This window comes from Cellvibrio sp., from assembly GCF_039207905.1.
Taxonomy (GTDB): Bacteria; Pseudomonadota; Gammaproteobacteria; order Pseudomonadales; family Cellvibrionaceae; genus Cellvibrio.
The window spans coordinates 69,837-94,696 of record NZ_JBCECX010000017.1 but is presented as its reverse complement, the minus strand read 5'-3'; the positions used below and the strand labels follow the sequence as shown (position 1 = coordinate 94,696).

Here is a 24,860-nt window from a genome sequence, read left to right as displayed (position 1 = left end):
ATACCTCAATGTTTATCCAATTGCGCCAGCGCGATCCGTACCGCTTTGCGCACTTCCGGATCACTGTCATTTTCTGCAGCGCGCAGCGCCGGTAGTGCGGAAGTATTGCCTAATTCACCCAATGCCAGCGCAGTTTCTTTACGCAGATTACTAATGCTGTGGCCGAGCAATTCCAGTAGCGCATTAGTCGCGGGAACAAAACGCACTTTCCCCAATGCGCGCACTGCTTGCAGGCGTACCTGCCAGTAAGAATCTGCAAGTGCGGTAATTAAATAATCGCCACTGGCTGCCAGGCGCAATTTACCAAGTGTACTGGCGGCTTCTTCACGCACTTGCCATTCGGAGTCATTCAACGCGCTACGCAGGGCGGGTAGCACGCTGTCGTTATTTGCCAACCCCAATGCACCGGTCGCAGCGCGGCGCACTTCAATTGCTGAATCATTACTGGCAAGGCGTGCAAGCTCAGGTAGCGCATCTATATGTTTTAGCCAACCTAAAACCCCAACAGCTTCGCGGCGCACATTGGCATTTTCATCTTGCAACGCAGTGAGTGCCGCTGATGCAGATGCAGGTAAACGCAACTCACGCAGTGCGCGCCATGCATGTTTGCGCACCTCGGCATTCTGGTGATTCACCCAGCGCAAAATAATATGGCCGAGTTCTGCTGTTTTTAACTGGCTTAAACTTTGCGCTGCAATTTCGCCAACGGTTTCATCTGTATCAGTCAGTGCAGCGCTTAATGCTTCAACAACGTCAGCTTCTTCCCAGCCTTCCAACAAGCGAGCTGCTTCACGGCGAACATCTACATTGCTATCCGCAGTTAATGCGTGAGTGAGCCAAGGTAGTGCGTCCGGGTCTTCAAGGTCAGCGAGTTCAATCAGAGCGATACGGCGTGTACTCGCGTCTGTATCTTGTAAGCGTGATTGCAAAATTAAAATATCAGGGTTATCGGTAGTCGGTTGCGTTGTCATATTTTTCAATTCTTCTCGTAAACTATTAATTCAACAATCACGCGGTGATGCGTGTTTCTGGCGGCAACCCCAATGGCGAAAGCCGTGGCAACTGGCGGCCTTCTTCGTGATTTAATAAATCCAGGCAGTGACGTTTTAATTGCATAAATTCTGGCGTTGTCACTAATTCAGTGCGGCGTGGGCGCGCAAAATTTACCGGCAGGTTTTCGATAAATCGGCCGGGGCGCGGGCTCATCACTAAAATACGATCCGCAAGAAAAAGTGCTTCGTCAATATCGTGGGTGACGAATACCAGCGTGGTGCGGATACGGCCCCAGATATCGAGTAACAACTGCTGCATCTTCATCCGCGTTTGTGCGTCCAGCGCGCCGAAAGGTTCATCCATTAATAACAAGCGTGGCTTATTAATTAAGACGCGCGCAATTTCCACGCGTTGCTGCATACCTCCCGAGAGTTGGCTCGGCCAGCGTGTAGCAACATCCTGCAAACCAACTTGTTGCAGCATCTCCAATGCTTGCGCATGACGTTCTGCTTTACTAACACCACGCATTTTCAAACCGAAAGCGACATTGTCCACCACATTCAACCAGGGAAACAAAGTGTGGTGCTGGAACACCATGCCGCGTTCCGGTGAGGGCCCATTGATAATTTCTCCATCCACTTCAAGCAGGCCATTTGCCGGAATAATATGGCCGGCGAGTGCGCCCAATAAAGTTGATTTTCCGCAGCCTGACGGCCCGAGTAAACACACAAATTCACCGGGTTGGATATTAAAATCCACCGCTTGTACCGCTTCAAATTCATTTGCACCGGTGCCAAGGCGAATAGATAATTTTTCAGCGTTGATTTCCCCTAATGCAACAGCGGGATTTCTTTCGCCTGTGTCTGTCGATTGGCTTTCATAAATAGTCATCATGATTTTCCTTGTAGTCGATACCAGGGCGTTAACCAATCGCCAATACGTTTTATTAACCAGCTGCTGCCCATACCGAGTAAACCAATTAACAGCATGCCCACCACTATATCGGCGTAGTTTTGGATCACGTAGGAAGACCAGGTGTAATAGCCGATTCCCCATTGCCCTGAAATCATTTCTGCTGTCACAAGGCAAAACCACGAAGTGCCCATACCGATAGAAAGTCCGGTAAAAATACTGGGCAGTGCACCGGGCAATACCACTTCACGTAAAATTGCACGCGGTGATGCACCCAGGCTGCGCGATGATGCAATCAAACGTGGATCAACTGCTTCGACGCCGTGAATTGTGTTTAATAAAATGGGAAACAGTGCGCCGGTAAAAGTGATAAAAATCATCGATGCTTCTGATGAGGGAAACATTAGTATCGCAAGCGGAATCCAGGCAACGGCCGGAATAGGGCGCAACAATTCCAATGGTGGCATCAACCAATTTTCTGCTTTGCGTGAACGCCCTATGACCAGTCCCAATGCAACGCCGACAATTGCTGCCATGGTATAACCACTAAATACCCGCGCGAGGCTGCTACCCAAATGGGGTAGCAGTGCGTTGGATTGCAGTAGTTGCCAAATAGCGCTGACAACGGCTTGTGGCGTGGGCACATTGGAAAATGTAATGATGCCCAAATCTATCCGCAATGTGGATGCAAAATGCCACAGCAATACGCAAGCCGTGACAGAACCTAATTGCATGCCCGCCGTTGTGACGCGCGAGGGCAGTGCATTGGTTTTCTTTAAACTGGCCATAGTTAAGTTCTCAACGTGATGCGATAGCTTGTCCGCGCAATGCGCTGAATGCCAATGCCTTGCCGCCGTTTTGTTTCGCAAAAGTTTCAGCTTGTTCTTTTAACAGGAATGCATCCAGCTGGCCGTTGTTGCCTTGAACAAACCATGCCTGATTGGCGAGCAATTTAATTCCGCTGTCTGATGCCTGGGCATAAATCGCGCGGATATCCGTGCCTGCTTCTTCCAGTTTTTGCAGCTCAGCTAACGCATCTTTGAATGATGTGTAATGACGTACCAGCGGTTCGCCGCGCACCCAAATTTGCGCGAGGTGTTTGAAATCGGTAATGGGTTTTCCGCTGACTGCGTCTTTGGCATTGAGTGGCAACGGTGCATAATCTTTTAGCGCTGTATCGTAATTACGACCGGCTTGTTTAAAAGCTTCGCGCACGTAGGTGTCGTTAATAAAGGTTTTTACATCTAATCCTCTATCAGTGCGTTTTAGCAATTTCAGTGTCTCAATTGCAGTAGCTGTTGCCTGTCGATATTCCGGCTTCCAGGTCAGGTCACGAGTTTGTAATCCGAGTGGGCCATGGAAAAGGTAATTTACTTCAGCTTCAATGCCGGTTAATTTTTCAATCAATTCACTGTATTTTTCCGGTTCAGCGGCAATCAAACTGTCTGCTTCAATCGCAGCGCGCAAATAAGCCACAACAATTTCGGGATATTTTTTTGCGTAAGCTTCATCTACCAAAGTACCGTGGTAAGTCGGCGCGTTAGCTTGCGATCCATCATAAATTTTGCGTGCAAAACCGCGATTCGGAAATAATTCGGCGAATGGAACAAAATCGGCGTGTGCATCAATACGATTGCTTTTTAATGCGGAACCGGCAATTTCCGGTGCTTGCGCAATAATGCGTACATCTTTATCCAAATCCCATCCTTGCGCTTTTACTGCGCGGAGCAACATGCCGTGCGAGGTAGACGCGAAGGGTACAGAAATAGTTTTTCCTTTTAATTCTGCAAGTGATTGCACGGGCGATGCAGCGGGCACCACTATGCCATTACCACTGCCTTTAATGCTGCCTGAGAGCACACTGATAAAAATGCTGCGCTTGCCGGCAGCTTCATGGGCTACACCGTTAAAGGAACCGGGGAAGTCGGCCATTGCACCAAAGTCGAGTTTCCCCGCGACCATTTCATTGGTTAGTGGTGCACCGCTGGTAAAATTTTTCCATTCAATTTCATATTTTGCATCTTTGTATTTACCGTCTTTTGGTAAATATTTTTCCAATAGCTTTAATTCGCGAATCAACAAGCCACCGGTGGCGCAGTTGATGGTGGTGTCTTGTGTTCCCAATGCAATACGAATGGTTTCCGCACTTGCGCTAATGCTGGCGAAAGTAAATGAAGCGGCTAATGAAATCGCCAGGGCTAATCGGTTGGTAAAACGCATAATCGTTCCTCTCTGGTATCTAGCTGGTTATCGTTTTCGCCTCGGGTGGAGGTAGGCAACGAGAGGTTTTTATTGATTGGCATCTGAGGGTGAACTCAGGTAGCAAAATAATCCTTATGAATATCAACGCAGCAAATAGGGGATTTCCACTTTTACTGCTCCGGTAGGGCAATCGGTTTCGCAGGGCATGCAATACCAGCATTCGTCAAACTGCATAAACGCTTTATTGGTTTCCGGATGAATAGCCAATAAATCCATTGGGCATACCTCCACGCACACGGTGCAACCTTTGTGGGCGATACATTTTTCTTCATCGACAGTAACCGGTGCATTGCTGCGAAAAAAAATACTTTGTTGTTGCTGGGCCATGAATATTCTCCTAGCTGTTGGCAACTTTTAAACGCAAACCTTGATAGGCAACTTCTTCTTGCGCATTCAAGTGGATCAGGTAGGGCTCTACCTCGCGCTTGAAACTAAACATCTTGCCTTGTGCATCTTTCTTTAAATGGCAGTGATAGAACCATTCATTGTCATTGCGTTTTGGGTAATCGACCCGGTAGTGATACAAACCCCAACGACTTTCGGTGCGAAACAGCGATGCACGTGCGGCCATCTCGGCACAATCGCGGATCACACTGACTTCCATTGCGCGCATTAATTCATGTGGATTGTTGGCCTTGATTTGCTCGATGTCCTGTTCAATCATCGCAAATCGTTCCAAACCAATTTCCATTTTTTTGGTCACTTTTGGCGGTTGCAAATAATCGTTCACAAAGCGGCGCAATTTGTATTCGACTTGTGCAGGAGGCAAACCATCCTCACGTAACAGCGGCGCATACACGCGTTGCTTTTCTTTTTCAATTTGTTCGGCATTAGTAGCGGTATATTCACGCTCTGCTACGTAATCCGCTGCATTAACACCGGCAAACCAGCCGTAGGTAAATGCACCCAACATATAATTGTGCGGCACTGCAGCCATGTCACCGGCAGAATACAAACCTTTAACCGATGTCTCTGCATGCTCATTCACCCACACACCGGAAGCACTGTGGCCGGAGCAAAAACCAATTTCCGAAATGTGCATTTCCACCATTTTTTCGCGGTAATCAGTACCGCGATTCGCATGGAATTGACCACGGCTTGGGCGCTCATTGCTATGCAAAATCGTTTCAATATTCTGGATAGTTTCTTCCGCGAGGTGATCCAGTTTTAAAAATACCGGACCATTACCGCCTTCCAGCTCCTGATAAAACTCCCACATCATTTGTCCGCTCCAGTAATCGCATTCAATAAAGCGTTCACCTTTATTGTTGGCGGTGTAACCACCGAGCGGACCCGTGACATAAGCACAAGCAGGGCCGTTGTAATCTTTAATCAACGGATTGATTTGGAAACATTCCAAATTCGCTAGCTCTGCCCCGGCGTGATACGCCATCGCATAACCATCGCCAGCATTGGTTGGGTTTTCATAGGTCCCCATTAAATAGCCGGACGCGGGTAAACCTAATCTGCCCGCAGCGCCGCAACATAAAATAACGGCTTTTGCGCGAATCACATGGAAGTCGGCGGTGCGGCAATCAAAACCTAATACACCATTCACCGCTCCATCGGCATCGGTTAATAAGCGTGTGCTAACGATGCGATTGGTGATCGAAATTTTTGCGCGCTTTAACTGACGATAAAGCACTTTTTTAATGTCATGACCTTCAGGCATAGGCAAAACGTAAGAGCCCATGTGATGTACTTTTTTTACTGCGTAATCACCGGTTTCATCTTTCTCAAATTTCACGCCCCAACGATCCAATTGCTCAATCGTAGCGAAACTGTTTTTTGCATAGGCATAAACCGCTGCCTGATTGACAATACCGTCGTTGGCGATAGTGATTTCCTTGGTGTATTGCTCTGGTGTTGCGTGGCCGGGAATAACGGCATTATTCAATCCGTCCATCCCCATGCTAATGGCGCCGGAGCGTTTCACGTTGGCTTTATCCAGCAATAAAATTTTTAATGCCGGATTTTTTTCTTTGGCCTTGATAGCGGCCATTGGGCCAGCGGTGCCGCCGCCTACCACAACTATGTCGTATTCCCGCTCGATGGTGTTGATGTTGTCCCAGCTCGTCATTATCTGCTCCCGCCGTCGTTGTGTTGGCGATCAATCCTGAAGCGATACTGGAATGCATCGCCACGGTAATATAAAAATTCAAAATCAATTGGCTTGCCATCGGCAGTGTGCGTCAGCCGCTCAATGCGCATAATGGGCGAGCCTTCTTCGACTGATAGTGCCTTGGTTAATTCGCTGTCGGCGAGCACGGCATCAATCGCAAGGTCGGCGTGACCGAGGTTGAGTTGCAAATCGTTTTCCAGAATCAGAAAAATATCGCGCGTAATTAAATCCGCTTTTTGCAATTTTTCACCGATATCTGGCAACACATAAGAGATTTCCAGCGAAATTGGTTCGCGGTTAATCAAACGTACCCGTTTTATTTCAGTTACCTTGTCGCCTTCATGTAATTGCAAGCGTTCGGCGATGCGGCTATTGGCCTTGATTAATTTCACACTGATTAATTGGTTGATAACCTCGTAACCCAGTTGTGATAAAGACTCCGCCAATCCCTGCAATTTACTAACGTTTTGAAATGCTTTCGGTTTTGCAACGTAAGTGCCTTTGCCGTGGATTTTAAAAATCAAACCTTCCTTTTGTAGATCGCCCAGCGCCTGACGCACAGTGATACGACTAACGTGGAATCTATCGCCCAATTCGCTTTCCGATGGCATCCGCGATTCGGGCGGGTAGGTGCCATCTAAAATTTGTGCACGCAATAATTCTTTCAGCTGGTTGTAAAGCGGTACTGGCGCAAAAGGAATTAGCGGTGAAGTTTTTTTATTCATCCAAAGCTCTGCTATTTATATGGCTTGCTATCGTCAACTCATTACTACTTGTTATGACAAGTTGCGGCGAGTATATAAATGAGATTTTGAACAGGGAAAATACTTAAAATTTATATCGATATAACTCTATGATGAGGTGTGTTTGATATTAAACACTTTGAGTGTTGAATTAAAAACAGTTTGAGGTGTGAGGCCAGGAAGATCAGCTAGTTGCGATAAGCGATAGATGTTCATTTTTAAACACCTTTGGTGCGGTGTAATCATCATCATGGTTAAATTATTTTTATGAATAGCGGTTAATTTTTCAGGTTGCTGTCATTTTTATCGTTCTAATCTCCCAAAAAGAAAAATCCCGCACCTTGCGGCGCGGGATTTTTTATTGTGCGGATTGGGCTAGCGATTATTAGATGTAGTAATTCGCATCAATAATTTCACCCAGCTCTACATTGGCAACTTGTGGTTGTGCTTTGAGCCAAGTAAGGAGTTTTGCTTTGTCTTCTTCAGTGGCAGAGCCGTAGCGCTTGTTTGAGCCGACGAAGCCGGACAGACGCTTGCTGGACAAGCCGCCGCCAAATGCGAGGTTTTCGGCGTTGATCGCATCGATAAAAAAGCTATCGACGAATTGGCTAACGGTTTCGTCAGTCAGATCGCTTTTGAATTCGCATTCCAGTTCAAAGCCGAAAGTGGCGAACTCGTCCTGGAATAATTTCTTACGCAAACGTTTACTGCGTTGCGGGGCTTTTTTGGTGTTTGCGTTGTTTGTTGCGGTCATGGGTTTTACCTTTCTTTTAAATCACACTAATAAATTTACGAATTCTTTGTTGGTGCTGTCCTGCGTATCAGGCCAAATCGGCGTTGCTCACGCCATTTAATTCCATCAGGGTGGCGACTTGTTTTTCCAACAGTTCGATACGGCTTTCCAGCTGTTGGATTTTTTGTTCTTGCTGCGCGCTTTGTTCGTCATTTACCGCTCTGCTAGAACTGGAGCTGGAGCTGCTTTGCATGGCGGCGATGGCAGCCAGATCCGGCTTGCCGCACAGCAAATGCATGTAGCGATCTTCACGCTGGCCAGCTTGACGGGGAATGTGTACTACCACCGGTTTGGTTTTGGCGCAGAGTTGCTGCAGCTTTTCTTCCACTGCTTGTGGGTTGGCAAATTCAGCCATGCGCTGGGTGCGGGTCAGTATCTCGGCGATCGTCTGGGGGCCGCGCAACAGCATAATCGTCAAAATCGCCTGGGTTTGTTTATCGACACTGAGAACGCGCGTCAGGCGCTGGTCGTAACGTGCGGCGCGGCTGCCGTAATCGACTGCCAATAGCTGACGCTCCTGTAATTCGCTTACGCAGCGTTGTACTACGCCACTTTCATAGTTGCTGATCGGCTCGCGGCTGGTTTTCTGGTTGCAGGCCAGTAACAGGCTATTGAGCGTCAGGGGGTACTGATCCGGGGTGGTGAGCTGCTTTTCCATCAGCGAACCCAATACCCGCGCCTCTACAGCGTTGAGCAGGGCGGATTCCTCATGGGATGCATCGGTTTCTAAGGGGTCCATGGCGCTGTCTCCGGTTATCTGAGGGGCTGCCACTCTACCGACATCACCCCTAAATTTCACTCTTTAACGTTTCCAATTGCTGTTTATTCACAATTCGTATGACGAAACTGGCGGTTGCTGCCTATATTTTAAGCATTAATCTTGTCTAGAAGATGTACAAAGTGATTTAAGTGGTAACGAGTGATTTTGTCGAGGATGACCTTATGGAAGCACTTTGGTTAATGGGTAACCCTGGTAGATGTTTTCGGGTGCCAGATCAGCAGATCATTATTGATAAACAGGGCGAGTTATTCAGTTCGGCGCCCCCGTTCGAAGTTCCAGCGACCTCATTGGACGATTTCATGGGCTTGTGTGCCAGCGCCGATATTATTGTTCTGGTGGCCGGTGGTAAACAGTTGGATTCCCAGTGGCTTGCCGCAATCCCCCCACATCTCCCCAAGGTTGGTTTTCTCGCCAACAACAGTCACCCCGAAGCCCGCTTGCAACTCACCATGGTTGGCGTTGATGGTTATGTGTCCATCAGTATGTGTCAGCCGGATTTTGAAGTAGTGCTGCAAAAAATCCATGAAGATAAATTGGCGATCAACGGTTTGCAGGAAGAGTTAAAAAACTTTTCAGCGATTGCGTTTACGGCTATGTCATCGGCATCGGAAATGGGAACCGTGGCGGTGTTTGCTGAAAAAGTACAGGGCGTGATGGATTTGCATCGCCTTGCGCATTTGGTGTTGGCGTGCCTGAAAGATTTGCGCCTTGAAGGTGTAATTCAATTTATGTTTGAAGAAGATGTCACGCTGTTTCCGGCGGATGTTTCCATCTCTTACCAAAAACTATTGCACAGTGCGCGCGTATCTGCCGCACGTATTGTTTCCCAAGGCCGCTTTTTATTATTTAGTTTCGACCACATTCAATTATTGGTGACCGATGCACCTCATCTCGATCAGGATCGCTACGGCCGTTTGCGCGATGTGCTTGCCCATTTGGTGTCGATTGCGGAAGCGCGCGCAAAAACATTGAAGGTCAATACATTATTAAAAGCGCAGCAAGATAATACGCGGATGGTGATGACGCTATTGGAAATGGCTGCCGCCGATAACCGTAATTCGGTGAAAGAAATTATGACCGGGCTATCGAATTCGTTGCGCGTAATGGCAACCGGTTTTGATTTGAATATGGAGCAGGAATCTGAATTGTTGAGTTTGTCTGATCGCGCATTAAATTCGCTGGAGGGTTTGCAAGAGGCTACTTCGGCGGTGGAAGTGCATTTCCGCAGTTTGATCCAGCAGCTGGATACCGCGACTAATTTATTAAAGTCGGGCGAATCTGAACAACCGGTAGTTGAAGATAGCGATAGTCGAGTCGAATTGTTTTAACCGCAAAATGTGCGGGTATTAGGCTTCGTATTGAACAAAAGCTTCCGCTTCTTCAAAGATAACTTCATCCACTAATTGCTCCAGGCTTTTGCCGTTGCAATCAATCACTATGTCTGCGTATTGCAAATAAAGCGGACGACGTTCGGCGTAAACTTCGGCAAATGTCTGCCCAGCGGGGCGGGCTATGCCGCGGCTTTCCATGTTGTGAATGCGTTGCTCCAATACATCGAGGCTGACATCTAAAAAAATAATTGGGCCAAGATGCTTCAAGTGTTGCATGGCTGCAGCGCTATAAACGGCGCTACCGCCGGTGGCAATAATATGATTCGGATATTGCGCAGTGAGTAGCACGCGCTCTTCCGCTTCACGCAATGCGATATGCCCGTGTTGGTTGAGAATATCCTGCAAGGTTTTGCGATGTTCCAGTTGGATAAGCAAATCCGTATCGACAAAATCTTTCGCCAGATTTTTTGCCAGCAGTAATCCCAGCGTGCTTTTTCCCGCTCCGGGCATTCCGATCAGAATCAGGCTTTGGCTATAAGGATTCGATAACGGGGAATTCATGCGCTGTACTCCTGCGAATATTAGTGGTGGAGCGGTGCGGTGAAACGCTTCAGTGTAAAACCAAAGCGATTCAACGATAACAGATATAGATTATGGCTGATATAGATGCCGCTGGCAGATAATAATTACAGCAGCACGCTCTCCGATCGATTGCTTGAATGAAATATTGCCACCAGTGAATAGCGGAAAAACGCACCGCAGCTGGCGAGGTAATCGCTGAGCAAAAATTTAACCAATTCAATAATTGCCTCTTTCTTGTCGGCTTGTTGGTCTTCTGGCATTGAGGCAATTTCTTGCACCAGTGCGGGAAACGCGGCGCTCACGCTATCGGGTGAATCCAGCTGCTTGCTGGCATCGGTAACTACAATGTTCAGTTGTGCATTATCCGCATCCCACTCGAATAGCAGATAGAGAGAATCATCCTGGATATTGGTGCCTAAAAAGCTGATTGCCTTGGCCGCGCAGGTTTCAAGCGCTTCTTTCAGGCTCGGTTTGCCTGCGCCGGAGCTGGTATGCGCCGCGCCGGTGTACTGGTGGTTGATACCCTTGGGTGAGGCTTGGGTTTGCCAGAGGTTTGTGATCATGGTGCGTGGGCGGCTTCAGGATAAGTGGTGGAGTTGGGAGTGAAAATCATCAACACAGCGCTGGCAAATACAGGCTTGGTTGCGCTGCTCGGGGTTCAATTTTTCCAATAATTCAGGTGGAAACTGCCGGGATTTACACCAGCAGTTGCTACCGCTGCAAAAACTTCCAGTATCGGTTGGCAGACATTGGTTGCTGCCGCCGCACAGCGGACACTGGTGATTCGGCAGCGGTTTTACCGCATCAGGCATTGCACAGGTCTTCAAAGGCATCGACTACAGCTTCTTCGTCCGCCTCGGACAATTCCGCCAAATCCATAATGCAGGGCTCATTGATGCCCAGTACTTCTTCAATGTCTTCAAACGGCAGATTGGCATCCAGCGCGTGTTTGACATAAATCTTAACGGCGTTGTGGATAGCATCTGTATCGCCCCGCGCAGCTTGCAATTGGGCGACTGTCTGGTCAGTTAGCCACTGGATAAAAGCGGCGCGATCCTCTTCGGAGGTGTTGGTGCGGGCATCGTAGTTCACGGTAATACCTCATAGCGGACGGGAGCCCGCTAGTATACCGGCTTTGAAAAAACCTGCAGCACAACGACGCCTATAGCAATCAGGGCGATACCCACACATTCCATCAGCGACAGGCGCTGCTTGAACAATACGTAACCAAGAATCGACACCATGACGATACCCACCCCGCACCAGATCGCGTAGGCGACGCCGATAGGAATTGCTCGTAGTGCTTGCCCTAACGAATAAAAAGCCAGCACATAACCGACAACAACCAAAATAGCCGGCTTCCAGTTTTGCATTCCGTCAGATGCTCTTAATGAAGTAGTGGCAATAATTTCACAGACGATGGCAAACGCTAGCCACCAATAATGAGTGGACATCAAAAAGCTCCGGTCAGGGAAACATTACATTATTAATGCAAGTTGGTTGAGTTGGAAAAATGATGGCTATAAACAACCAACGTCAATGCACCTCACTATAATTCGGTAGAAGTGCAGGTGAATGAGTTTAAATAAAAAAAAATAATTCACGCAAACAAAAACGACAACTAATAAAAATAAGCGACAAAAATGATGATAAATAAACACTTGTGATTAGCGCGCAGCAAATTTTGCTGATAAATAAACAGTACACTCGGTGTTTATATCTCCACAGTGTGCGGCGTAAAAAAAGGCATTAGCTCATGCCCAAATGTAATTGGACTGAAAAAAATCACTCTTATATCTTAAAAACCAGTTATCAATAATATGGATTTTTTAAGGTTAATCATGAAAATAAAGTTCAAGAGAGTTCCACTTTTTTTAGTCGTTAGTAGTCTTGTAAGTGGTGCTGCATTTGCAGCCGATCCATCGGGTAATATTTCAACAATACAAGAAGTGATTGTGTTTGGTCAGGGTGAAACCCGTCAGGTTTCCAGTGTTAGCGAAACTGAAATTGCACAAGCAGCACCTGGTTCCAGTCCGTTAAAAATCCTGAGTAAATTGCCTGGGGTGAATTTTAATTCGGCCGATAGTCTTGGTGCTTACGAGTGGGGTGGGCGCATCAGTATTCGCGGCTTCAACCAAAACCAATTGGGCTTTACGCTTGATGGTGTGCCGCTGGGTGACATGAGTTATCGCAACTACAACGGCCTGCATATTTCGCGCGCTATCTCTACCGAAAACATCGGCCGTGTTGCGGTTTCGCAAGGCACGGGTTCGTTGGGAACTGCATCGACAAGCAATCTCGGTGGTGCGATTGAGTTTTATACACTTGATCCAAAAGATGAACAAAGTTTGCGTGTTGACCAAACCTTCGGTCAGGACGGTTTGCAAAGAACCTTTGCACGTTTTGACAGTGGTGAGTTCGGCAACGGCACCAAAATTTATCTGAGTGTTTCCGATCAGCAAGGCGATAAATGGAAAGGTGATGGTGGGCATGAACACCAACAATTCAACTCTAAATTAACGCACGACTTTTCTTCCGCAAAATTGAGTTTGTTTGCTAACTATTCTGATCGTGTTGATGCGGACTACATGGACTTGTCAAAGTCATCGGTCGCGCGCCTTGGTTATGACTGGGATTATTTCGCGCCCAACTGGGAGTTGGCGGAAGAGGTTGCCAATGGTGTTCCGGTCGGCAACATCACCTCACAAGATGATGCCTATTACAACGGTTCCGGCATGCGCGAAGACACCTTGATTGGTGCAACATTGGATTATCAATTCACTGATAACGCATCACTCAAAACGACTGTGTATAAACATGATCAGGAAGGTACCGGTACATGGTGGACGCCGTATCTTGCCTCGCCGGGCGGTTTCCCGATTTCATTGCGCACGCTCGAATTTGATATTGATCGCACGGGTATCCAAAGCAATTTCAGTTATGCCGTTGGTATTCACACTATTAATGCAGGTGTGTGGTACGAGACTAACGAATTTGGTCATGCGATGCGTTTTTACGGGCAAGATGCTGGCCCGTCATCGCCTTACAAGCGTCCGTCGAATCCGTTTTTCACTCGTTGGCATTACGAATTTAACACCGACACTGTGCAGTTCCACTTACAGGACAATATCCAGTTCACTGATCGGTTGAGTGTGAATGTCGGCTTTAAATCGCCGGATACCGAAACTGAAATTCGCACACTTTCTGATACTGCTGCGGGCAGTGAGTTGAATGGATCATTGACTGCAAAAGATAGTTTCTTGCCTTCAGTGGGTGTGAGTTTCAAAGCGGACGATAGCAACGAATACTTTGCCAATATTTCGCAAAACATCCGCGCTTATCGCGGTGTAGTGAAAGGTGGTACTTCACCTTTTGATACGACGCAAGCCGGTTTTGATGCGGTGAAAGACAATATTCGCCCAGAGGAATCTACCTCGACTGAAGCAGGATGGCGTTTACATACTGATGATCTGGATATCACTGCGGCTGTCTATCACATCGATTTCAAAAACCGTTTGCTTGCGTTGCAGCAAGGTTCAGCGATTGCAGGAAATGCATCGGTATTGGCAAACGTGGGTAGTGTTAAGGCGAACGGTGTTGAGCTGGCAGTGAATTGGTCATTCGCAAACTATTTTACCTGGTCAAATTCCTTTAGCTACAACGATGCAAAATACGAAGACGATTTCACCAGCAATGGTGTGACTTACGCAACCAATGGCAAGCAAGTCGTCGATTCACCCAAAACTATTTTTAACACGGAACTGGGTTACGACAACGGTAACTTGTCAGCATTCATTGGTGCGAATTATTTGGCCAAACGTTACTACACCTTTACCAATGACCAGTCAGTAGATGGTTATACCTTGGTGGATATTGGTGCAAGTTATCAGTGGGATGGATTGGGTTTTGCGGATCAATTAATCCTGCAAGCCGGTGTGAACAATGTGTTCGATAAAGAATACTTTGCATTCGGTGATAACCCGACCGAAGCGGTAGATCCTAACGGCACTGCGTACAACTTGCTCGCCGGTGCACCACGCACAGCGTTCGTTAAACTGAGTGCCAGGTTTTAATTACAGGCTTGTGAAGTCATCAATTATCGTCGGTGAGTAAAATTTTTTCATCGCCGGCGATAATTGATTCAGTAAAAGGGAAAACCCGATGCGTGTTTCAATTACAAAAAAAATAAGTCGTTTCGTTGGAGCAGTTGGCTCCACGCTATTATTTTTTGCTGCACAAGCCGTGCTGGCGGATGCGGTAAAAATTGGTTACCAGACGGGAATTGATCCGTCCAAGGTGGCTTTGGCCGATGGTCTCTACGAGAAAAATTCAGGTCAACAAATTGAATGGCGCCGTTTCGATAACGGGGCTGAAGTTATCCGTGCACTGGCATCGGGTGATATCGATATTGGCAATGTAGGCTCTACGATTGTCGCTACCGCTGGAGCGCGTAAGCTGCCCATCTCCACTTTTTTAATTGCAGCCGAACTGGGGACATCTGAAGCGTTGGTTGTGCGTAAGGACGCTGGTATCAATTCGCCCGAAGATTTGCTTGGCAAAACCATTGCGGTGCCGTTTGTATCAACCTCACATTACAGCTTGCTGGCAGCGTTAAAAAAGTGGGGCATTGATAGTAAAAAGATAAAAATTATTAATTTGCGTGGTTCGGAAATTCCCGCAGCCTGGAAGCGTGGTGATATCCATGCGGCTTATGTTTGGGAACCAGCGCTGGGTGTTATCAAAGAGACGGGAAAAGTATTGGTTACCTCGGCGGAATTGGCGCGGCAGGGTTTGCCCACTTACGATGTGTGGGTGGTGCGCAATCAATTCGCTGATAAAAATACCGACTTCCTGAAAAGTTTTACCAAGACCACATTTGAGTTCTTCTCTACTTATAAAGCCAATCCAACCCCGTTTGCTTACGATGAAGATAACCTGAAAAAAATTGGACGTATCACCGGTGCCAAGGCAAATGATATTTCTGTGTTATTGGCGGGTAATCAGTATCCATCTGCAGAGCAACAGCAAGAAATTTTGAGCGGTGTTTATATTCAGGCAATTGCCGACACTGCGAGTTTTTTGAAAGAGCAGGGCAAGCTGGACACTGTTGCACCTGATTACAGTAGCTACGCCACAACAAAATTTCTCGGCGTTCAATAACCTTTGATAACTGAATAAATGCTATGAGCAGATTAAGCATTAAAAATGTAAGCGCCAGTTACGCACATCAAATTTTGGACAATATTTCATTTGAGGTGGGTGCTGGTGATTTTGTGGTGTTTGTCGGCCCTTCCGGTTGCGGAAAAACATCGCTGTTGAATTTTGTTGCCGGTTTTAATCAGCCGCATTCCGGCAGTATCACACTGGATGGGAAGTTGATTACTGGTCCGGGCTCCGATCGCGGTGTGGTGTTCCAGCAGGATGCACTCTTGCCTTGGTTAAACATTATTGAAAATGTAGCCCTGGGTTTGGAATTAAAAGGCGTTGCCAAACCTGAGCGTGAAGCGCGCGCAAAAGAAGTGTTGGCGTTGGTGGATTTGGCGGGCTTTGAGCATCACAAAGTGTGGGAGCTGTCTGGTGGTATGAAGCAACGTGCGAGCCTCGCCCGCGCGTTGGCTGCTGATCCACAAATTTTGTTGATGGATGAGCCTTTCGGTGCATTGGATGCATTTACGCGCGAGCAAGTGCAGGCGCTGATTTTAAAGGTATGGCATAAAACCGGAAAAGAAGTGTTGTTGGTCACGCACGATATTGAAGAGGCGGTTTTTTTAGCATCGGAATTAGTGTTAATGACGCCGCGTCCAGGGCGTATTGTTGAGCGGTTAAGGCTTGATTTTGGCCGACGCTTTGCCAATGGAGAAAGTGCGCGGCAGATTAAGTCTGATCCGAAATTTATCGAAGTACGTGAATATGTGTTAAGCCATTTTTTCAGCGGAAGGGAGGTTGCCGATGAGCGAAACTACGCTTGATTCCACCGCCAATGCAATTGCAGAAAAACCTGTGTCGCCAGCGACTAAGGAAAAAGCCGCGAAGAATTCTATTTTTCGATCCGGTTTTGTAATAAGCACTATCACTCTGGCTACATTAATCGCGCTCTGGGCGTTGATAACCCACCTCGGTTTTGTTGATCCACTTTATCTTCCCAGCCCATTGGATGTGGTGCGGAAATTTTTTGACCTGATCGTCAATGGTTATGCGGATGCGACCTTATGGCAGCATTTTACCGCCAGCATTTCACGTATTTTTATCGCTGTTATTGTCGCCGCCATTATTGCTATTCCGGTTGGTTTGGCGATTGGGATTAATCCTGTTGCGCGCGCCATTTTCGATCCATTAATTGAGTTCTATCGGCCAGTGCCGCCGCTTGCCTATTTGCCATTGATCGTAATCTGGTTTGGCATTGGCGAATTTTCAAAAATCCTGCTGATCTATTTGGCGGTGTTTGCACCAATCGTAGTAGCAACTGCTGCCGGCGCGCGTCATGTCGATCCTATCCGTATTCGCGTAGCCCAATCACTGGGTGCTACGCGCTGGCAAATCATTCGTCACATTGTATTGCCCTCGGCACTGCCGGATATGCTTATTGGTATTCGCATTGGCTTGGGCGCCGGTTGGTCAACATTGGTTGCGGCGGAGTTGGTTGCCGCGACTGAAGGCATTGGTTTTATGATTCAGTCTGCATCGCAATTTTTAGTGACTGACATTGTAATAGCAGGAATTTTGGTGATCGCGTTAGTGGCTTATATCATCGAAATAGGGTTGCGCATCCTGCAGCAAAAATTAGCACCTTGGCGCGGTAAGGTTAATTAGAACGTTAATAACACTATCTTCATTTTTTATTGTTAAGGAATTTATGAGTATTTCATTTAAACCGGTAACCCCGGCTATTGGTGCGATTGTCACTGGCATAGATTTAACACAAGAATTTAATGCAGACGATTTGCATGTGATTGAACAGGGATTGCTTAAGCATCAGATCCTGTTCTTCCGCGATCAGGCGATAACGCCACAGCAGCAATGCAAGTTTGCCGCTCATTTCGGCAGCTTGCATGTTCACCCGATTTATCCAGTGTTGCCTGAGTTACCGGAAATTATGGTGATTGATACACACGAGGGATTTTTGCCAGACAATGACAACTGGCATACCGATGTAACCTTTATTCAATCACCACCGGCGGCGGGTTTATTGGCGGCGAAACAATTGCCTAGCTCGGGCGGTGATACTTTGTGGGCAAACTCTGTTGCGGCTTACGATGCTTTATCCAAACCTTTGCAAGATTTTTTGGCAGGTTTAACGGCAGAGCATTCGGTTAGCAAATCGTTTCCTGCGTCGCGTTGGGGAAAAGATCCTGCGTTTAAGGAGCGCTATGATCGCGCCGTTGCCAAGTATCCACCGGTGAATCATCCGGTTGTGCGCACCCATCCGGTAAGCGGAAAAAAAGCGTTATTCATTAACGAAGGTTTTACTACGCGGATTAATGAGTTGTCGGATCGTGAGAGCGATAATCTGCTGGCATTTTTATACAGCCATGTATCACGCCCGGAATTTACACTGCGTTGGAATTGGAAAGTGAATGATCTGGCCTTCTGGGATAATCGCATCACCCAGCATTATGCGGTTGCCGATTATTTACCTGAGCGCCGGATTATGCATCGTGCTACGGTTAATGGTGACCAGCCGTTCTAGGTTTTTTTTCATCTCTTCAAATAAAAACGGCGCCGATTTATGGGCGCCGTTTTTACATCTACTTATCGTTAGGGTGTCGCATTAGCGGCACACTTTTGTAGTGCTTACTTTTTCAATTGTGTGGTCAAAGCAAGCAATGCATCCAATTGCGCTTTGATTGTGCCCTGGATTTTTTCGTCTACCAGATTGCCATCACCATCAAACGCTGCAGTAAACGCGTTGGCGAATACTTCCGGTTTATTGAGCGGATGCAAATTAAGGTATACACATACCTGACGCAGATGGTATTGCGCACGTGAAGTTCCCATGCCACCGCCTGCACCCATAAGTGCAACCGCTTTACCGCTGAGTAGGGCATTGTCAGGTTCGCGCGATATCCAGTCCAGCGCGTTCTTCAGGGCAGGGGCGATAGAGTAATTGTATTCCGGGCTAGCCAAAATCAACGCATCAGCCGCACCGGCTTGCTGTAGTAAACGAACAACGGATGCCGGTTTCTCGGTAATGTCAGCATTGTAAAAAGGGATGTCGGACAGGTCAGCAATAACAATATTACTACCCGCCGGAGCGTTGGATTGGGCGTAACGTACCAAGCCCTGATTGGTTGATTTTTTACGCAAGCTGCCACAGATGGCGAGAATGTTCATAACCTGTACTCCATGCCTGAGGGTTGTCTAAAAGAGGCCTTAGCATCGGTTATTTGGATTAAATATTCAAATCCATTTTGGCGCTTGATTATTAAGTGAGCTGCGGGGCTTTTGTACGAGAATCAAAAGAGCGAGAAGTGAGCATGCGATAAGTTAAAAAGGCTTAAGGTTGCGGGTAGCTCGGCAAGAGCTTAAAAAGAAAAACCGTTTAAAAAGCATTTTGACTTTGCTTCTTAAACGGTTTTTTGTGCAGGGTGACAGTGGACCCAAGGCATAATCAACACTGTTGATTATTTGTTATGGGATGACTATCGCCAAACATGCTCCGCTAACTATGTTCTGCCAAGCCGCTTATGCGGAATGACGGAACACGTTTGTGTGGTGATGGTGATGATGGGTGTGCGGTTGCGGCAACAAGCGATCCGTTTCTTGTTTAACAATTGTGTAGCACTCGCAGGTCAGGTTTTCCAGCTCTGCACGATCCAACACGGTGATGCGGCCGCGGGTATATTCGATCACGCCCATTTTTTGCAATTTCCCTGCAGCATCGGTAATCCCTTCACGACGAACACCAAGCATGTTCGCGATAAGTTCCTGGGTAAGTAACAGATGATTGTCAGACAGACGATCCAGCATCAACAATAAAAATCTGCACAGTTGTTGATTGATTGAATGGTGACGGTTGCAAACTGCAGTCTGTGCCATTTGGGTAATTAATGATTGTGTGTAGCGCAACATTAATTCTTGTAAATCGCCGTGACGTGCAAGCTCTTCCTTAAATTTTCTTGCGGGTAAACGGTAGGCATAACCAGCGCTCTGTACTACTGCGCGGCTTGGTGTGCTTTCACCGCCCATGAATAATGCAATCCCTACAAATCCTTCATTTCCTACCAAAGAAATTTCGGTTGAATCACCATCTCTTGTTACATACAGAAGTGAAACAACTGAATCAATTGGGAAGTAAACGTGTCTCATGATATCGCCAGATTCGGCAATAACTTTTCCTTGTTTCAGCGGCACAACTTCAAGGTGCGGCAATAGACGGCGTTGCGTTTCAAGACTAAGGGAATCGATGAGTAAGTTTCTTTGTGGATTCATATATGTAGACATATTTGTTCTCCTTTTTAATTTCATCAAAAGAAAATAATCTTGGTGCCGTGCTGAAGATTATCTCTCGTGTAAGTTGCTCAATATGGATTTAGCAATATGCATGCCAGCGAAAAAAGGTTGTAAATAGGGATAGGCCCAAAAGGCTGATTTGGCGGGGGTTTTACGTGTAACTTACTGGTTTTATTAGGGTAATTTTCCAATGGCAAAATTGCTAAAAAGTCCTGTTTTTACTGTGAAAGGCTTTCATCTGACTGTAATTTTTTCAATCAATTGAATCTTCCGTCGCCCTTTGTCCCAAGGGTTGTATAGTGGGTTTTATCGCTTAAACACTTGGCTGTCGCATAGAAACTGATTCGTCCTTGTCCGGTTTGTAGGTGGATAATGCGACACTTTTTTAGCCTCAGTAATTCGACGGCTCTCTTTCTGATGCTGCATCAAGCTAACGCATTCAGTTAGTCAAAACTTGCGGAATGGGCTAGTCGTTTTACTCGCCATACTTTTTATCAATCCAAATTCTCAATCCAAAAAAACATTGTTTAATTTTCCGCTTACTAAATCAGTGATCAGATTTTTTCTTGTTAGTTCTATTGATGATTTTTTTGAATAGAAAAATTTTAATAAATACCAATAGAATTTATCTTTATTTAAAAAGCGTTCGATAGCGCACCGAATTTGAACACTCCGTTTTTTTAGAGTTTAGGTACAACGACTGTTGTAACTTTTAACTCAAAAGCCAGCATGATTTTTTGCTGAAGGAGAATAGCGTGAATACCACTATCGGAATAAACGAAAGAAGTGATGTAAACCTTCCAGCAGAAACTGAAATTGCACGCGCAGCAAGTGCAGTTTCCTGGGGGGCGATTTTTGCGGGTGCAGCAGGTGCGGCTGCGTTATCGTTAATTCTTTTAATCCTCGGATCGGGTTTGGGTTTAAGCTCGGTATCACCTTGGGCGAATGACGGCGTAAGTGCAAAAACCTTGGGCGTCTCCGGCATTCTGTGGATCACACTCACTGCAGTTGCTGCGAGTGGAATGGGCGGCTATCTGGCTGGTCGTTTGAGAAGCAGATGGTTAGCGACAGATACCGATGAAGTTTACTTCCGCGATACTGCGCATGGTTTTCTTGCATGGGCTGTAGCGACCTTATTCACTGCCGGTTTATTAACATCCACTATAGGTTCAATTCTTGGTGGCGGTGTTAAAGCCGGTGCAAGTGTTGCAAATGGTGTTTTAACTTCTGCAGTGGTTGCCGGTGCCAGCGCTGATCAATTTGGTTTGAATGGTGAGTCGACCGGTTATTTTATCGATACTTTATTCCGTAAGCCTGCCGCTTCTGCCCAGGTTGCAGCACCTACTACTCCACCTCCAACCGCACCGGCTCCTGCTGTGCCTACCGGAAGTACGCCAGCGCCAGCTGAAACGCAAATCGCCAGCAATGATGAAGTTCCAAGCGCTGAAGTTGCCCGCATTTTTATTAATGCGTTAAAAACCAATTCGCTGCCTGAGGCTGACGCGCGTTATTTGGGGCAGATTGTTGCCGAGCATACGGAGTTGAGCCAGGCCGATGCGGAAAAGCGTGTGAAAGATACCTACGCGCTTTGGCAATCAAAGCTGCGTGCAGCTGAGGTCGCAACAAAAGAGGCTGCAGATGAAGCACGCAAGGCAACAGCTTATATTTCATTGTGGTTGTTTGTGTCGCTGTTGATTGGTGCATTCACTGCTAGTTGGTTTGCAACTTGTGGTGGTCGTCAACGCGATCTGTAATTTTTATCCGACGAAGGAGATATGTTATGCGTTCATTATTATTATGGTTTCTCGGCGTACCGATTCCAGTCATTATCCTGATTGCGATACTGACCTGATTATTCTCTGAATATTGTAGGTACTAAAAAGCACGCCTTGGCGTGCTTTTTAGTTTATGCCTTGGCCTCGTCAGTAAAATCGCCCACTGCTTCGCGAATAATATTCTGCGCCATAGTGGTTTCTGCAGGAGTAATGGTTTCAACAATCACTACATACTGGTCATTGCTGATTGCATCTTTTACTAAATCGGAAAAAGGTTTTGGTTTTTTTGCTGCACCTACCGCAGCTCCTAAAAAGCCACCAAGGCCTGCTCCCCAACCTAACATCACCAAGGGGGCTACTAATGGACTGGCAACAAACAGACTGACATTGGCAGTGACAAATGCAATCTGTGCCAATGCGCCCACGCCGGTGCCGACTGCTGTACCTATGGCACCGTCGACCAGCATATCTTTCAATACGCCATTACTGTCTGCTGTGGCTTCGTGTGGAGGCAGGGGTGTCGTTTTGTTCAATACATGGATTCTGGCTGCAGGTATTTCCACTGCCATTAATTTGCGTTGGACGTCATAGGCTTGATCGTCGTGCGCGAAAAAACCTGATACATGATGTAAGTAGTCGCTCATAATGATTCTCCTCAATACCAGATTAAGCTGGTTTTCCACTTTCAATTGTGGCGACGGAGCTGAGCAAATATCTGTGCGTTGTCCAACCTATTTTTTAGGCAAAACCACCGCCTGCTTTTAGAAATGGCAGCAAACGCAAGCTGATGCGCTGACTGGCATGATTGAGCAGGCGCTGAATACAGTGCGTAGGTGCCATATAGGTTTCGTAATATTCAATTGCTTCGTGCGACATGCTCGCAATCTCTGCTGCATTCATATTCATTGCTTTGTTAACGACGCTTAGTAATTCGTCTTCGTTATTAAACATCAGGCAATTTTTTCCATTTTCCAATGGCGGAAAAAACATTTCCGGATATTGCGTAATTGGAATACTACCCACAGCAAGTGCTTCAATTAAATTGTGCGACATGGGGTAACGCACGCCGGGGCAAGCAAGGAAAAAATTGGCGCGCGCAAGATTGCCCAGCCAATCTTCGGGATTTACTTTGCACTGGCGAGTATTCATAACGACTAGTCCATGATGCTCAGTATTTTGCGCGCTGGATAACTCATCATTGCTGGTCAATTCGCGATATTGGTCGCTAGCCAGTTGTGTTGATAAGCACTGGATTATTTGCGCGCGACTTAATTTGGCATAAATTTCCCGGATAGTTTTTTTATTGTATTTTCCTTGTTCTGCATCGCCACCAAAAAAGATTGCCCACTGTCGCTGTTGTCGGCGATAGGTTGCCAGTTGCAGATCCTGTTGCATTGCGTAAATCGGCGGGAACATGGGGAAGGGCATGGGGAAACATACATCGATTGACTTATAATCCGGCCGATAATTAACGGTGATTGTTTTGAAGGCGTTGCTTTCCAATGCGGAAAATAATTTATCGGTAACCAAAATATAGTTTTTCGGTAACTCATTGGGATCGGCAAGCACGCTGAAGTTTTCTTGCAGGCAATACTGTTTGTATTTCTCCTGGATATTTCCCAGCATTAAATAATTTTCACGCAATACCGGATAAAATCCGGTGCGCACAAAAAAAATAAATAAGCTGTAAAAGCGCCTTCCTTGTGGGCCGTCGATTCGCGTATCGCGGAAGTCGAACACCACAACAGGTTTGTCAGTGGGGATGTCCCTGCGCTGCTGTTTTAGCCAGCGGCGATAATTAAAGTAGCGCTGGGGATAGAGCACCGATTTGTAACGATTGAGCGCTCCATCCATTTGATGGCCAATTTTGGTGAGCTGTTGCAGGGTAGAGAGCATAGCGGTGCCTGTAGCCTCATTTGCGAGTGAGGCAGATTTGTTTATATTCAGCGCTCAGGCTAAAGATAAATTGTTTCAGGCAGGTGTCGGAAAATGATGAAGTTTTAGCCGCCAAGCTGCTGAATATCACTATACTCAAGGAAGGTAATACCCTCGGAGGTGCTGCTTGCTCCCTCACTCTTCGGTGCCCGCCCGCCCAAAATTGTTTTGGCAGTGGGCGCCTATGCTTGCGTTGCTCTATGTAGCCTTGGGTTATACGGGCATCCATTACGCGGCATTTCCCGGGACTTTTTTTGCGCAGGTATGGCTGGCGTCCGGCGTTGGGTTGATTATGTTCTGCCTGTTTCGCCGCCGTGCTATCCCCTTGGTATTTTGTGCATCGCTACTCGTCAATGCGCCTTACGCATGGTTGGCGATGCCGGAAAATGGCATTTTCACTACCATCGTGCTGTCTATTTTTTGCCCATTGTTTGACACCCTGCAGAGCTTCCTCGCCTGGCGTATTTGGCGATTGGATAATGAAACCCGCTTTAGCCGCTTGGGATTACAGCGCTTTTTAATGGCAATTATCCTTGCCGTCACTATCAGTATTGCCGGCGTCGCCTGCGTGCATTTGGCGGTTGGCCTGATTCATATTGATGACCTGTTTGCGCGTTTTACGATGATGGCGTTGTCCGACATGCAGGGGTTATTTCTGCTCGTGCCCTTGTGGTTGGCGTTGCGCAATAACACCTCGACCAAGGTCAGCTATCCGCTGTTGATCAGCGCCTGCTCGATTCCCATTCCGCTGTTGCTGGCTCGCTACGAGCCCTCGCTCGCGGCACTGCTATTTCCCCTGGTGGCCTTCATTATTATCCAGTTGCGTTTTGTGGGCGCCGCGCTGGCTGTTTTTGTCGCGGGGGGAAGTGCGGCGTTAATGGTGGTGCTCGGGCATGATCCCTTGCATCTCGGCACGGGCGTAGAGGCTTTTAGTCGCTGGGCGCTGATTGTGCTCGCGCTGGGGACGCCTATGCTGCTGATGGGTATTTTGCTGGATGATAATCTGGATTATCAACGCCATCTGGAGGCGCGGGTGGCGGAGCGTACCCAGGCGCTGCAAGATGCTTTATCAGCGGCAAACATCCTGGTGATTACCGATTCATTGACCCAGATATTCAATCGTCGCCATATGGAATCCCTGGTGCACGATGAGGTTGAGCGGGCGCAGCGCTATTCCCAGA

At 47.1% G+C, this 24,860-nt stretch carries 26 protein-coding genes; 8 read left to right on the top strand and 18 right to left on the bottom strand.

What is annotated here, in order from left to right:
* Positions 1–5 precede the first annotated feature (5 nt).
* The 9 genes from AAGC78_RS12205 to AAGC78_RS12165 all read right to left on the bottom strand — a co-directional run bounded on the left by AAGC78_RS12205 (position 6) and on the right by AAGC78_RS12165 (position 8,564).
* Positions 6–971, bottom strand: a complete 966-nt coding sequence (locus AAGC78_RS12205; protein WP_435784359.1) for a HEAT repeat domain-containing protein — start codon at positions 969–971, stop codon at positions 6–8.
* 37 nt (positions 972–1,008) lie between these two features.
* On the bottom strand, positions 1,009–1,887 hold the full coding sequence (locus tag AAGC78_RS12200; protein ID WP_435784358.1) for an ABC transporter ATP-binding protein: 879 nt from the start codon (positions 1,885–1,887) through the stop codon (positions 1,009–1,011).
* Positions 1,884–2,693 carry an ABC transporter permease gene (locus tag AAGC78_RS12195; protein WP_435784357.1) on the bottom strand — a complete coding sequence of 270 codons (810 nt, stop codon included), beginning with the start codon at positions 2,691–2,693 and terminating at the stop codon, positions 1,884–1,886. Before AAGC78_RS12195 ends, AAGC78_RS12200 begins: the two co-directional genes overlap by 4 nt.
* A 10-nt stretch (positions 2,694–2,703) precedes the next feature.
* Positions 2,704–4,125, bottom strand: a complete 1,422-nt coding sequence (locus AAGC78_RS12190) for an ABC transporter substrate-binding protein (protein WP_435784356.1) — start codon at positions 4,123–4,125, stop codon at positions 2,704–2,706.
* Positions 4,126–4,248: 123 nt separating this feature from the next.
* On the bottom strand, positions 4,249–4,494 hold the full coding sequence (locus AAGC78_RS12185; protein WP_435784355.1) for a 4Fe-4S dicluster domain-containing protein: 246 nt from the start codon (positions 4,492–4,494) through the stop codon (positions 4,249–4,251).
* A 10-nt stretch (positions 4,495–4,504) separates the two neighbouring features.
* On the bottom strand, positions 4,505–6,247 hold the full coding sequence (locus AAGC78_RS12180) for a fumarate reductase/succinate dehydrogenase flavoprotein subunit (protein WP_435784354.1): 1,743 nt from the start codon (positions 6,245–6,247) through the stop codon (positions 4,505–4,507).
* A complete protein-coding gene (locus tag AAGC78_RS12175) occupies positions 6,247–7,014 on the bottom strand; it encodes a GntR family transcriptional regulator (RefSeq protein ID WP_435784353.1) in 768 nt (255 codons plus the stop codon). The genes AAGC78_RS12180 and AAGC78_RS12175 overlap by 1 nt, the downstream gene beginning before the upstream one ends.
* Positions 7,015–7,417: 403 nt before the next feature.
* On the bottom strand, positions 7,418–7,786 hold the full coding sequence (locus AAGC78_RS12170) for a YggL family protein (protein ID WP_435784352.1): 369 nt from the start codon (positions 7,784–7,786) through the stop codon (positions 7,418–7,420).
* A gap of 67 nt (positions 7,787–7,853) precedes the next feature.
* A complete protein-coding gene (locus tag AAGC78_RS12165) occupies positions 7,854–8,564 on the bottom strand; it encodes a YceH family protein (RefSeq protein ID WP_435784351.1) in 711 nt (236 codons plus the stop codon).
* A 203-nt stretch (positions 8,565–8,767) separates the two neighbouring features.
* Between AAGC78_RS12165 and AAGC78_RS12160 the strand changes: the two genes are divergently transcribed.
* A complete protein-coding gene (locus tag AAGC78_RS12160) occupies positions 8,768–9,934 on the top strand; it encodes a hypothetical protein (RefSeq protein WP_435784350.1) in 1,167 nt (388 codons plus the stop codon).
* A gap of 18 nt (positions 9,935–9,952) precedes the next feature.
* On the opposite strand, the gene AAGC78_RS12155 is transcribed toward AAGC78_RS12160, so the two are convergent.
* From AAGC78_RS12155 to AAGC78_RS12135, 5 genes are all read right to left on the bottom strand, one after another.
* Positions 9,953–10,498, bottom strand: a complete 546-nt coding sequence (locus AAGC78_RS12155; protein ID WP_435784349.1) for a shikimate kinase — start codon at positions 10,496–10,498, stop codon at positions 9,953–9,955.
* Between the two features lie 125 nt (positions 10,499–10,623).
* On the bottom strand, positions 10,624–11,082 hold the full coding sequence (locus AAGC78_RS12150; RefSeq protein ID WP_435784348.1) for a hypothetical protein: 459 nt from the start codon (positions 11,080–11,082) through the stop codon (positions 10,624–10,626).
* Between the two features lie 15 nt (positions 11,083–11,097).
* Positions 11,098–11,331: a cysteine-rich CWC family protein gene (locus AAGC78_RS12145; RefSeq protein WP_435784347.1), complete on the bottom strand. Its 234-nt coding sequence runs from the start codon at positions 11,329–11,331 to the stop codon at positions 11,098–11,100.
* Complete coding sequence (locus AAGC78_RS12140) at positions 11,324–11,611, bottom strand: hypothetical protein (protein WP_435784346.1); 288 nt, start codon at positions 11,609–11,611, stop codon at positions 11,324–11,326. Before AAGC78_RS12140 ends, AAGC78_RS12145 begins: the two co-directional genes overlap by 8 nt.
* Positions 11,612–11,640: 29 nt before the next feature.
* Positions 11,641–11,973, bottom strand: coding sequence for a DMT family transporter (locus tag AAGC78_RS12135; protein ID WP_435784345.1), 333 nt, complete (start codon positions 11,971–11,973; stop codon positions 11,641–11,643).
* Positions 11,974–12,360: 387 nt separating this feature from the next.
* On the opposite strand from AAGC78_RS12135, the gene AAGC78_RS12130 reads away from it, so the two are divergent.
* The 5 genes from AAGC78_RS12130 (at position 12,361) to tauD (ending at position 18,206) form a co-directional block, all read left to right on the top strand.
* A complete protein-coding gene (locus AAGC78_RS12130; RefSeq protein WP_435784344.1) occupies positions 12,361–14,592 on the top strand; it encodes a TonB-dependent receptor family protein in 2,232 nt (743 codons plus the stop codon).
* 88 nt (positions 14,593–14,680) lie between these two features.
* Positions 14,681–15,679 (top strand): taurine ABC transporter substrate-binding protein, encoded by a 999-nt coding sequence (tauA, locus tag AAGC78_RS12125; protein ID WP_435784343.1) that lies wholly within the window; start codon positions 14,681–14,683, stop codon positions 15,677–15,679.
* Positions 15,680–15,702: 23 nt separating this feature from the next.
* The gene (gene tauB / locus AAGC78_RS12120) at positions 15,703–16,488 is read left to right on the top strand and encodes a taurine ABC transporter ATP-binding subunit (protein WP_435784342.1); all 786 of its coding nucleotides are present in this window, start codon (positions 15,703–15,705) and stop codon (positions 16,486–16,488) included.
* A complete protein-coding gene (tauC, locus tag AAGC78_RS12115; protein WP_435784341.1) occupies positions 16,469–17,329 on the top strand; it encodes a taurine ABC transporter permease TauC in 861 nt (286 codons plus the stop codon). Before tauB ends, tauC begins: the two co-directional genes overlap by 20 nt.
* Positions 17,330–17,372: 43 nt before the next feature.
* Positions 17,373–18,206, top strand: coding sequence for a taurine dioxygenase (gene tauD / locus AAGC78_RS12110; protein ID WP_435784340.1), 834 nt, complete (start codon positions 17,373–17,375; stop codon positions 18,204–18,206).
* A gap of 104 nt (positions 18,207–18,310) precedes the next feature.
* Here the strand turns inward: tauD and AAGC78_RS12105 are convergent, their stop codons facing one another.
* Positions 18,311–18,850: an NADPH-dependent FMN reductase gene (locus AAGC78_RS12105; RefSeq protein WP_435784339.1), complete on the bottom strand. Its 540-nt coding sequence runs from the start codon at positions 18,848–18,850 to the stop codon at positions 18,311–18,313.
* A 351-nt stretch (positions 18,851–19,201) separates the two neighbouring features.
* The gene (locus tag AAGC78_RS12100; RefSeq protein WP_435784338.1) at positions 19,202–19,960 is read right to left on the bottom strand and encodes a Crp/Fnr family transcriptional regulator; all 759 of its coding nucleotides are present in this window, start codon (positions 19,958–19,960) and stop codon (positions 19,202–19,204) included.
* A gap of 764 nt (positions 19,961–20,724) precedes the next feature.
* Between AAGC78_RS12100 and AAGC78_RS12095 the strand changes: the two genes are divergently transcribed.
* Positions 20,725–21,723: a hypothetical protein gene (locus tag AAGC78_RS12095; protein WP_435784337.1), complete on the top strand. Its 999-nt coding sequence runs from the start codon at positions 20,725–20,727 to the stop codon at positions 21,721–21,723.
* Positions 21,724–21,875: 152 nt separating this feature from the next.
* On the opposite strand, the gene AAGC78_RS12090 is transcribed toward AAGC78_RS12095, so the two are convergent.
* Both AAGC78_RS12090 and AAGC78_RS12085 read right to left on the bottom strand, forming a co-directional pair.
* Entirely contained in the window at positions 21,876–22,388 is a 513-nt protein-coding gene (locus AAGC78_RS12090) for a hypothetical protein (protein WP_435784336.1), read from the bottom strand.
* Between the two features lie 94 nt (positions 22,389–22,482).
* A complete protein-coding gene (locus tag AAGC78_RS12085; RefSeq protein ID WP_435784335.1) occupies positions 22,483–23,640 on the bottom strand; it encodes a glycosyltransferase in 1,158 nt (385 codons plus the stop codon).
* A gap of 223 nt (positions 23,641–23,863) precedes the next feature.
* Between AAGC78_RS12085 and AAGC78_RS12080 the strand changes: the two genes are divergently transcribed.
* A partial coding sequence (locus tag AAGC78_RS12080; RefSeq protein ID WP_435784334.1) for an MASE1 domain-containing protein occupies positions 23,864–24,860 on the top strand: 997 nt, incomplete at its 3' end.

What these genes read in the sequence shown, in the direction of transcription:
- AAGC78_RS12205 (WP_435784359.1), bottom strand. Translation starts at nt 971, where the DNA reads ATGACAACGCAACCGACTACCGATAACCCTGATATTTTAATTTTGCAA.
- AAGC78_RS12200 (WP_435784358.1), bottom strand. Translation starts at nt 1,887, where the DNA reads ATGATGACTATTTATGAAAGCCAATCGACAGACACAGGCGAAAGAAAT.
- AAGC78_RS12195 (WP_435784357.1), bottom strand. Translation starts at nt 2,693, where the DNA reads ATGGCCAGTTTAAAGAAAACCAATGCACTGCCCTCGCGCGTCACAACG.
- AAGC78_RS12190 (WP_435784356.1), bottom strand. Translation starts at nt 4,125, where the DNA reads ATGCGTTTTACCAACCGATTAGCCCTGGCGATTTCATTAGCCGCTTCA.
- AAGC78_RS12185 (WP_435784355.1), bottom strand. Translation starts at nt 4,494, where the DNA reads ATGGCCCAGCAACAACAAAGTATTTTTTTTCGCAGCAATGCACCGGTT.
- AAGC78_RS12180 (WP_435784354.1), bottom strand. Translation starts at nt 6,247, where the DNA reads ATGACGAGCTGGGACAACATCAACACCATCGAGCGGGAATACGACATA.
- AAGC78_RS12175 (WP_435784353.1), bottom strand. Translation starts at nt 7,014, where the DNA reads ATGAATAAAAAAACTTCACCGCTAATTCCTTTTGCGCCAGTACCGCTT.
- AAGC78_RS12170 (WP_435784352.1), bottom strand. Translation starts at nt 7,786, where the DNA reads ATGACCGCAACAAACAACGCAAACACCAAAAAAGCCCCGCAACGCAGT.
- AAGC78_RS12165 (WP_435784351.1), bottom strand. Translation starts at nt 8,564, where the DNA reads ATGGACCCCTTAGAAACCGATGCATCCCATGAGGAATCCGCCCTGCTC.
- AAGC78_RS12160 (WP_435784350.1), top strand. Translation starts at nt 8,768, where the DNA reads ATGGAAGCACTTTGGTTAATGGGTAACCCTGGTAGATGTTTTCGGGTG.
- AAGC78_RS12155 (WP_435784349.1), bottom strand. Translation starts at nt 10,498, where the DNA reads ATGAATTCCCCGTTATCGAATCCTTATAGCCAAAGCCTGATTCTGATC.
- AAGC78_RS12150 (WP_435784348.1), bottom strand. Translation starts at nt 11,082, where the DNA reads ATGATCACAAACCTCTGGCAAACCCAAGCCTCACCCAAGGGTATCAAC.
- AAGC78_RS12145 (WP_435784347.1), bottom strand. Translation starts at nt 11,331, where the DNA reads ATGCCTGATGCGGTAAAACCGCTGCCGAATCACCAGTGTCCGCTGTGC.
- AAGC78_RS12135 (WP_435784345.1), bottom strand. Translation starts at nt 11,973, where the DNA reads ATGTCCACTCATTATTGGTGGCTAGCGTTTGCCATCGTCTGTGAAATT.
- AAGC78_RS12130 (WP_435784344.1), top strand. Translation starts at nt 12,361, where the DNA reads ATGAAAATAAAGTTCAAGAGAGTTCCACTTTTTTTAGTCGTTAGTAGT.
- tauA (WP_435784343.1), top strand. Translation starts at nt 14,681, where the DNA reads ATGCGTGTTTCAATTACAAAAAAAATAAGTCGTTTCGTTGGAGCAGTT.
- tauB (WP_435784342.1), top strand. Translation starts at nt 15,703, where the DNA reads ATGAGCAGATTAAGCATTAAAAATGTAAGCGCCAGTTACGCACATCAA.
- tauC (WP_435784341.1), top strand. Translation starts at nt 16,469, where the DNA reads ATGAGCGAAACTACGCTTGATTCCACCGCCAATGCAATTGCAGAAAAA.
- tauD (WP_435784340.1), top strand. Translation starts at nt 17,373, where the DNA reads ATGAGTATTTCATTTAAACCGGTAACCCCGGCTATTGGTGCGATTGTC.
- AAGC78_RS12105 (WP_435784339.1), bottom strand. Translation starts at nt 18,850, where the DNA reads ATGAACATTCTCGCCATCTGTGGCAGCTTGCGTAAAAAATCAACCAAT.
- AAGC78_RS12100 (WP_435784338.1), bottom strand. Translation starts at nt 19,960, where the DNA reads ATGTCTACATATATGAATCCACAAAGAAACTTACTCATCGATTCCCTT.
- AAGC78_RS12090 (WP_435784336.1), bottom strand. Translation starts at nt 22,388, where the DNA reads ATGAGCGACTACTTACATCATGTATCAGGTTTTTTCGCGCACGACGAT.
- AAGC78_RS12085 (WP_435784335.1), bottom strand. Translation starts at nt 23,640, where the DNA reads ATGCTCTCTACCCTGCAACAGCTCACCAAAATTGGCCATCAAATGGAT.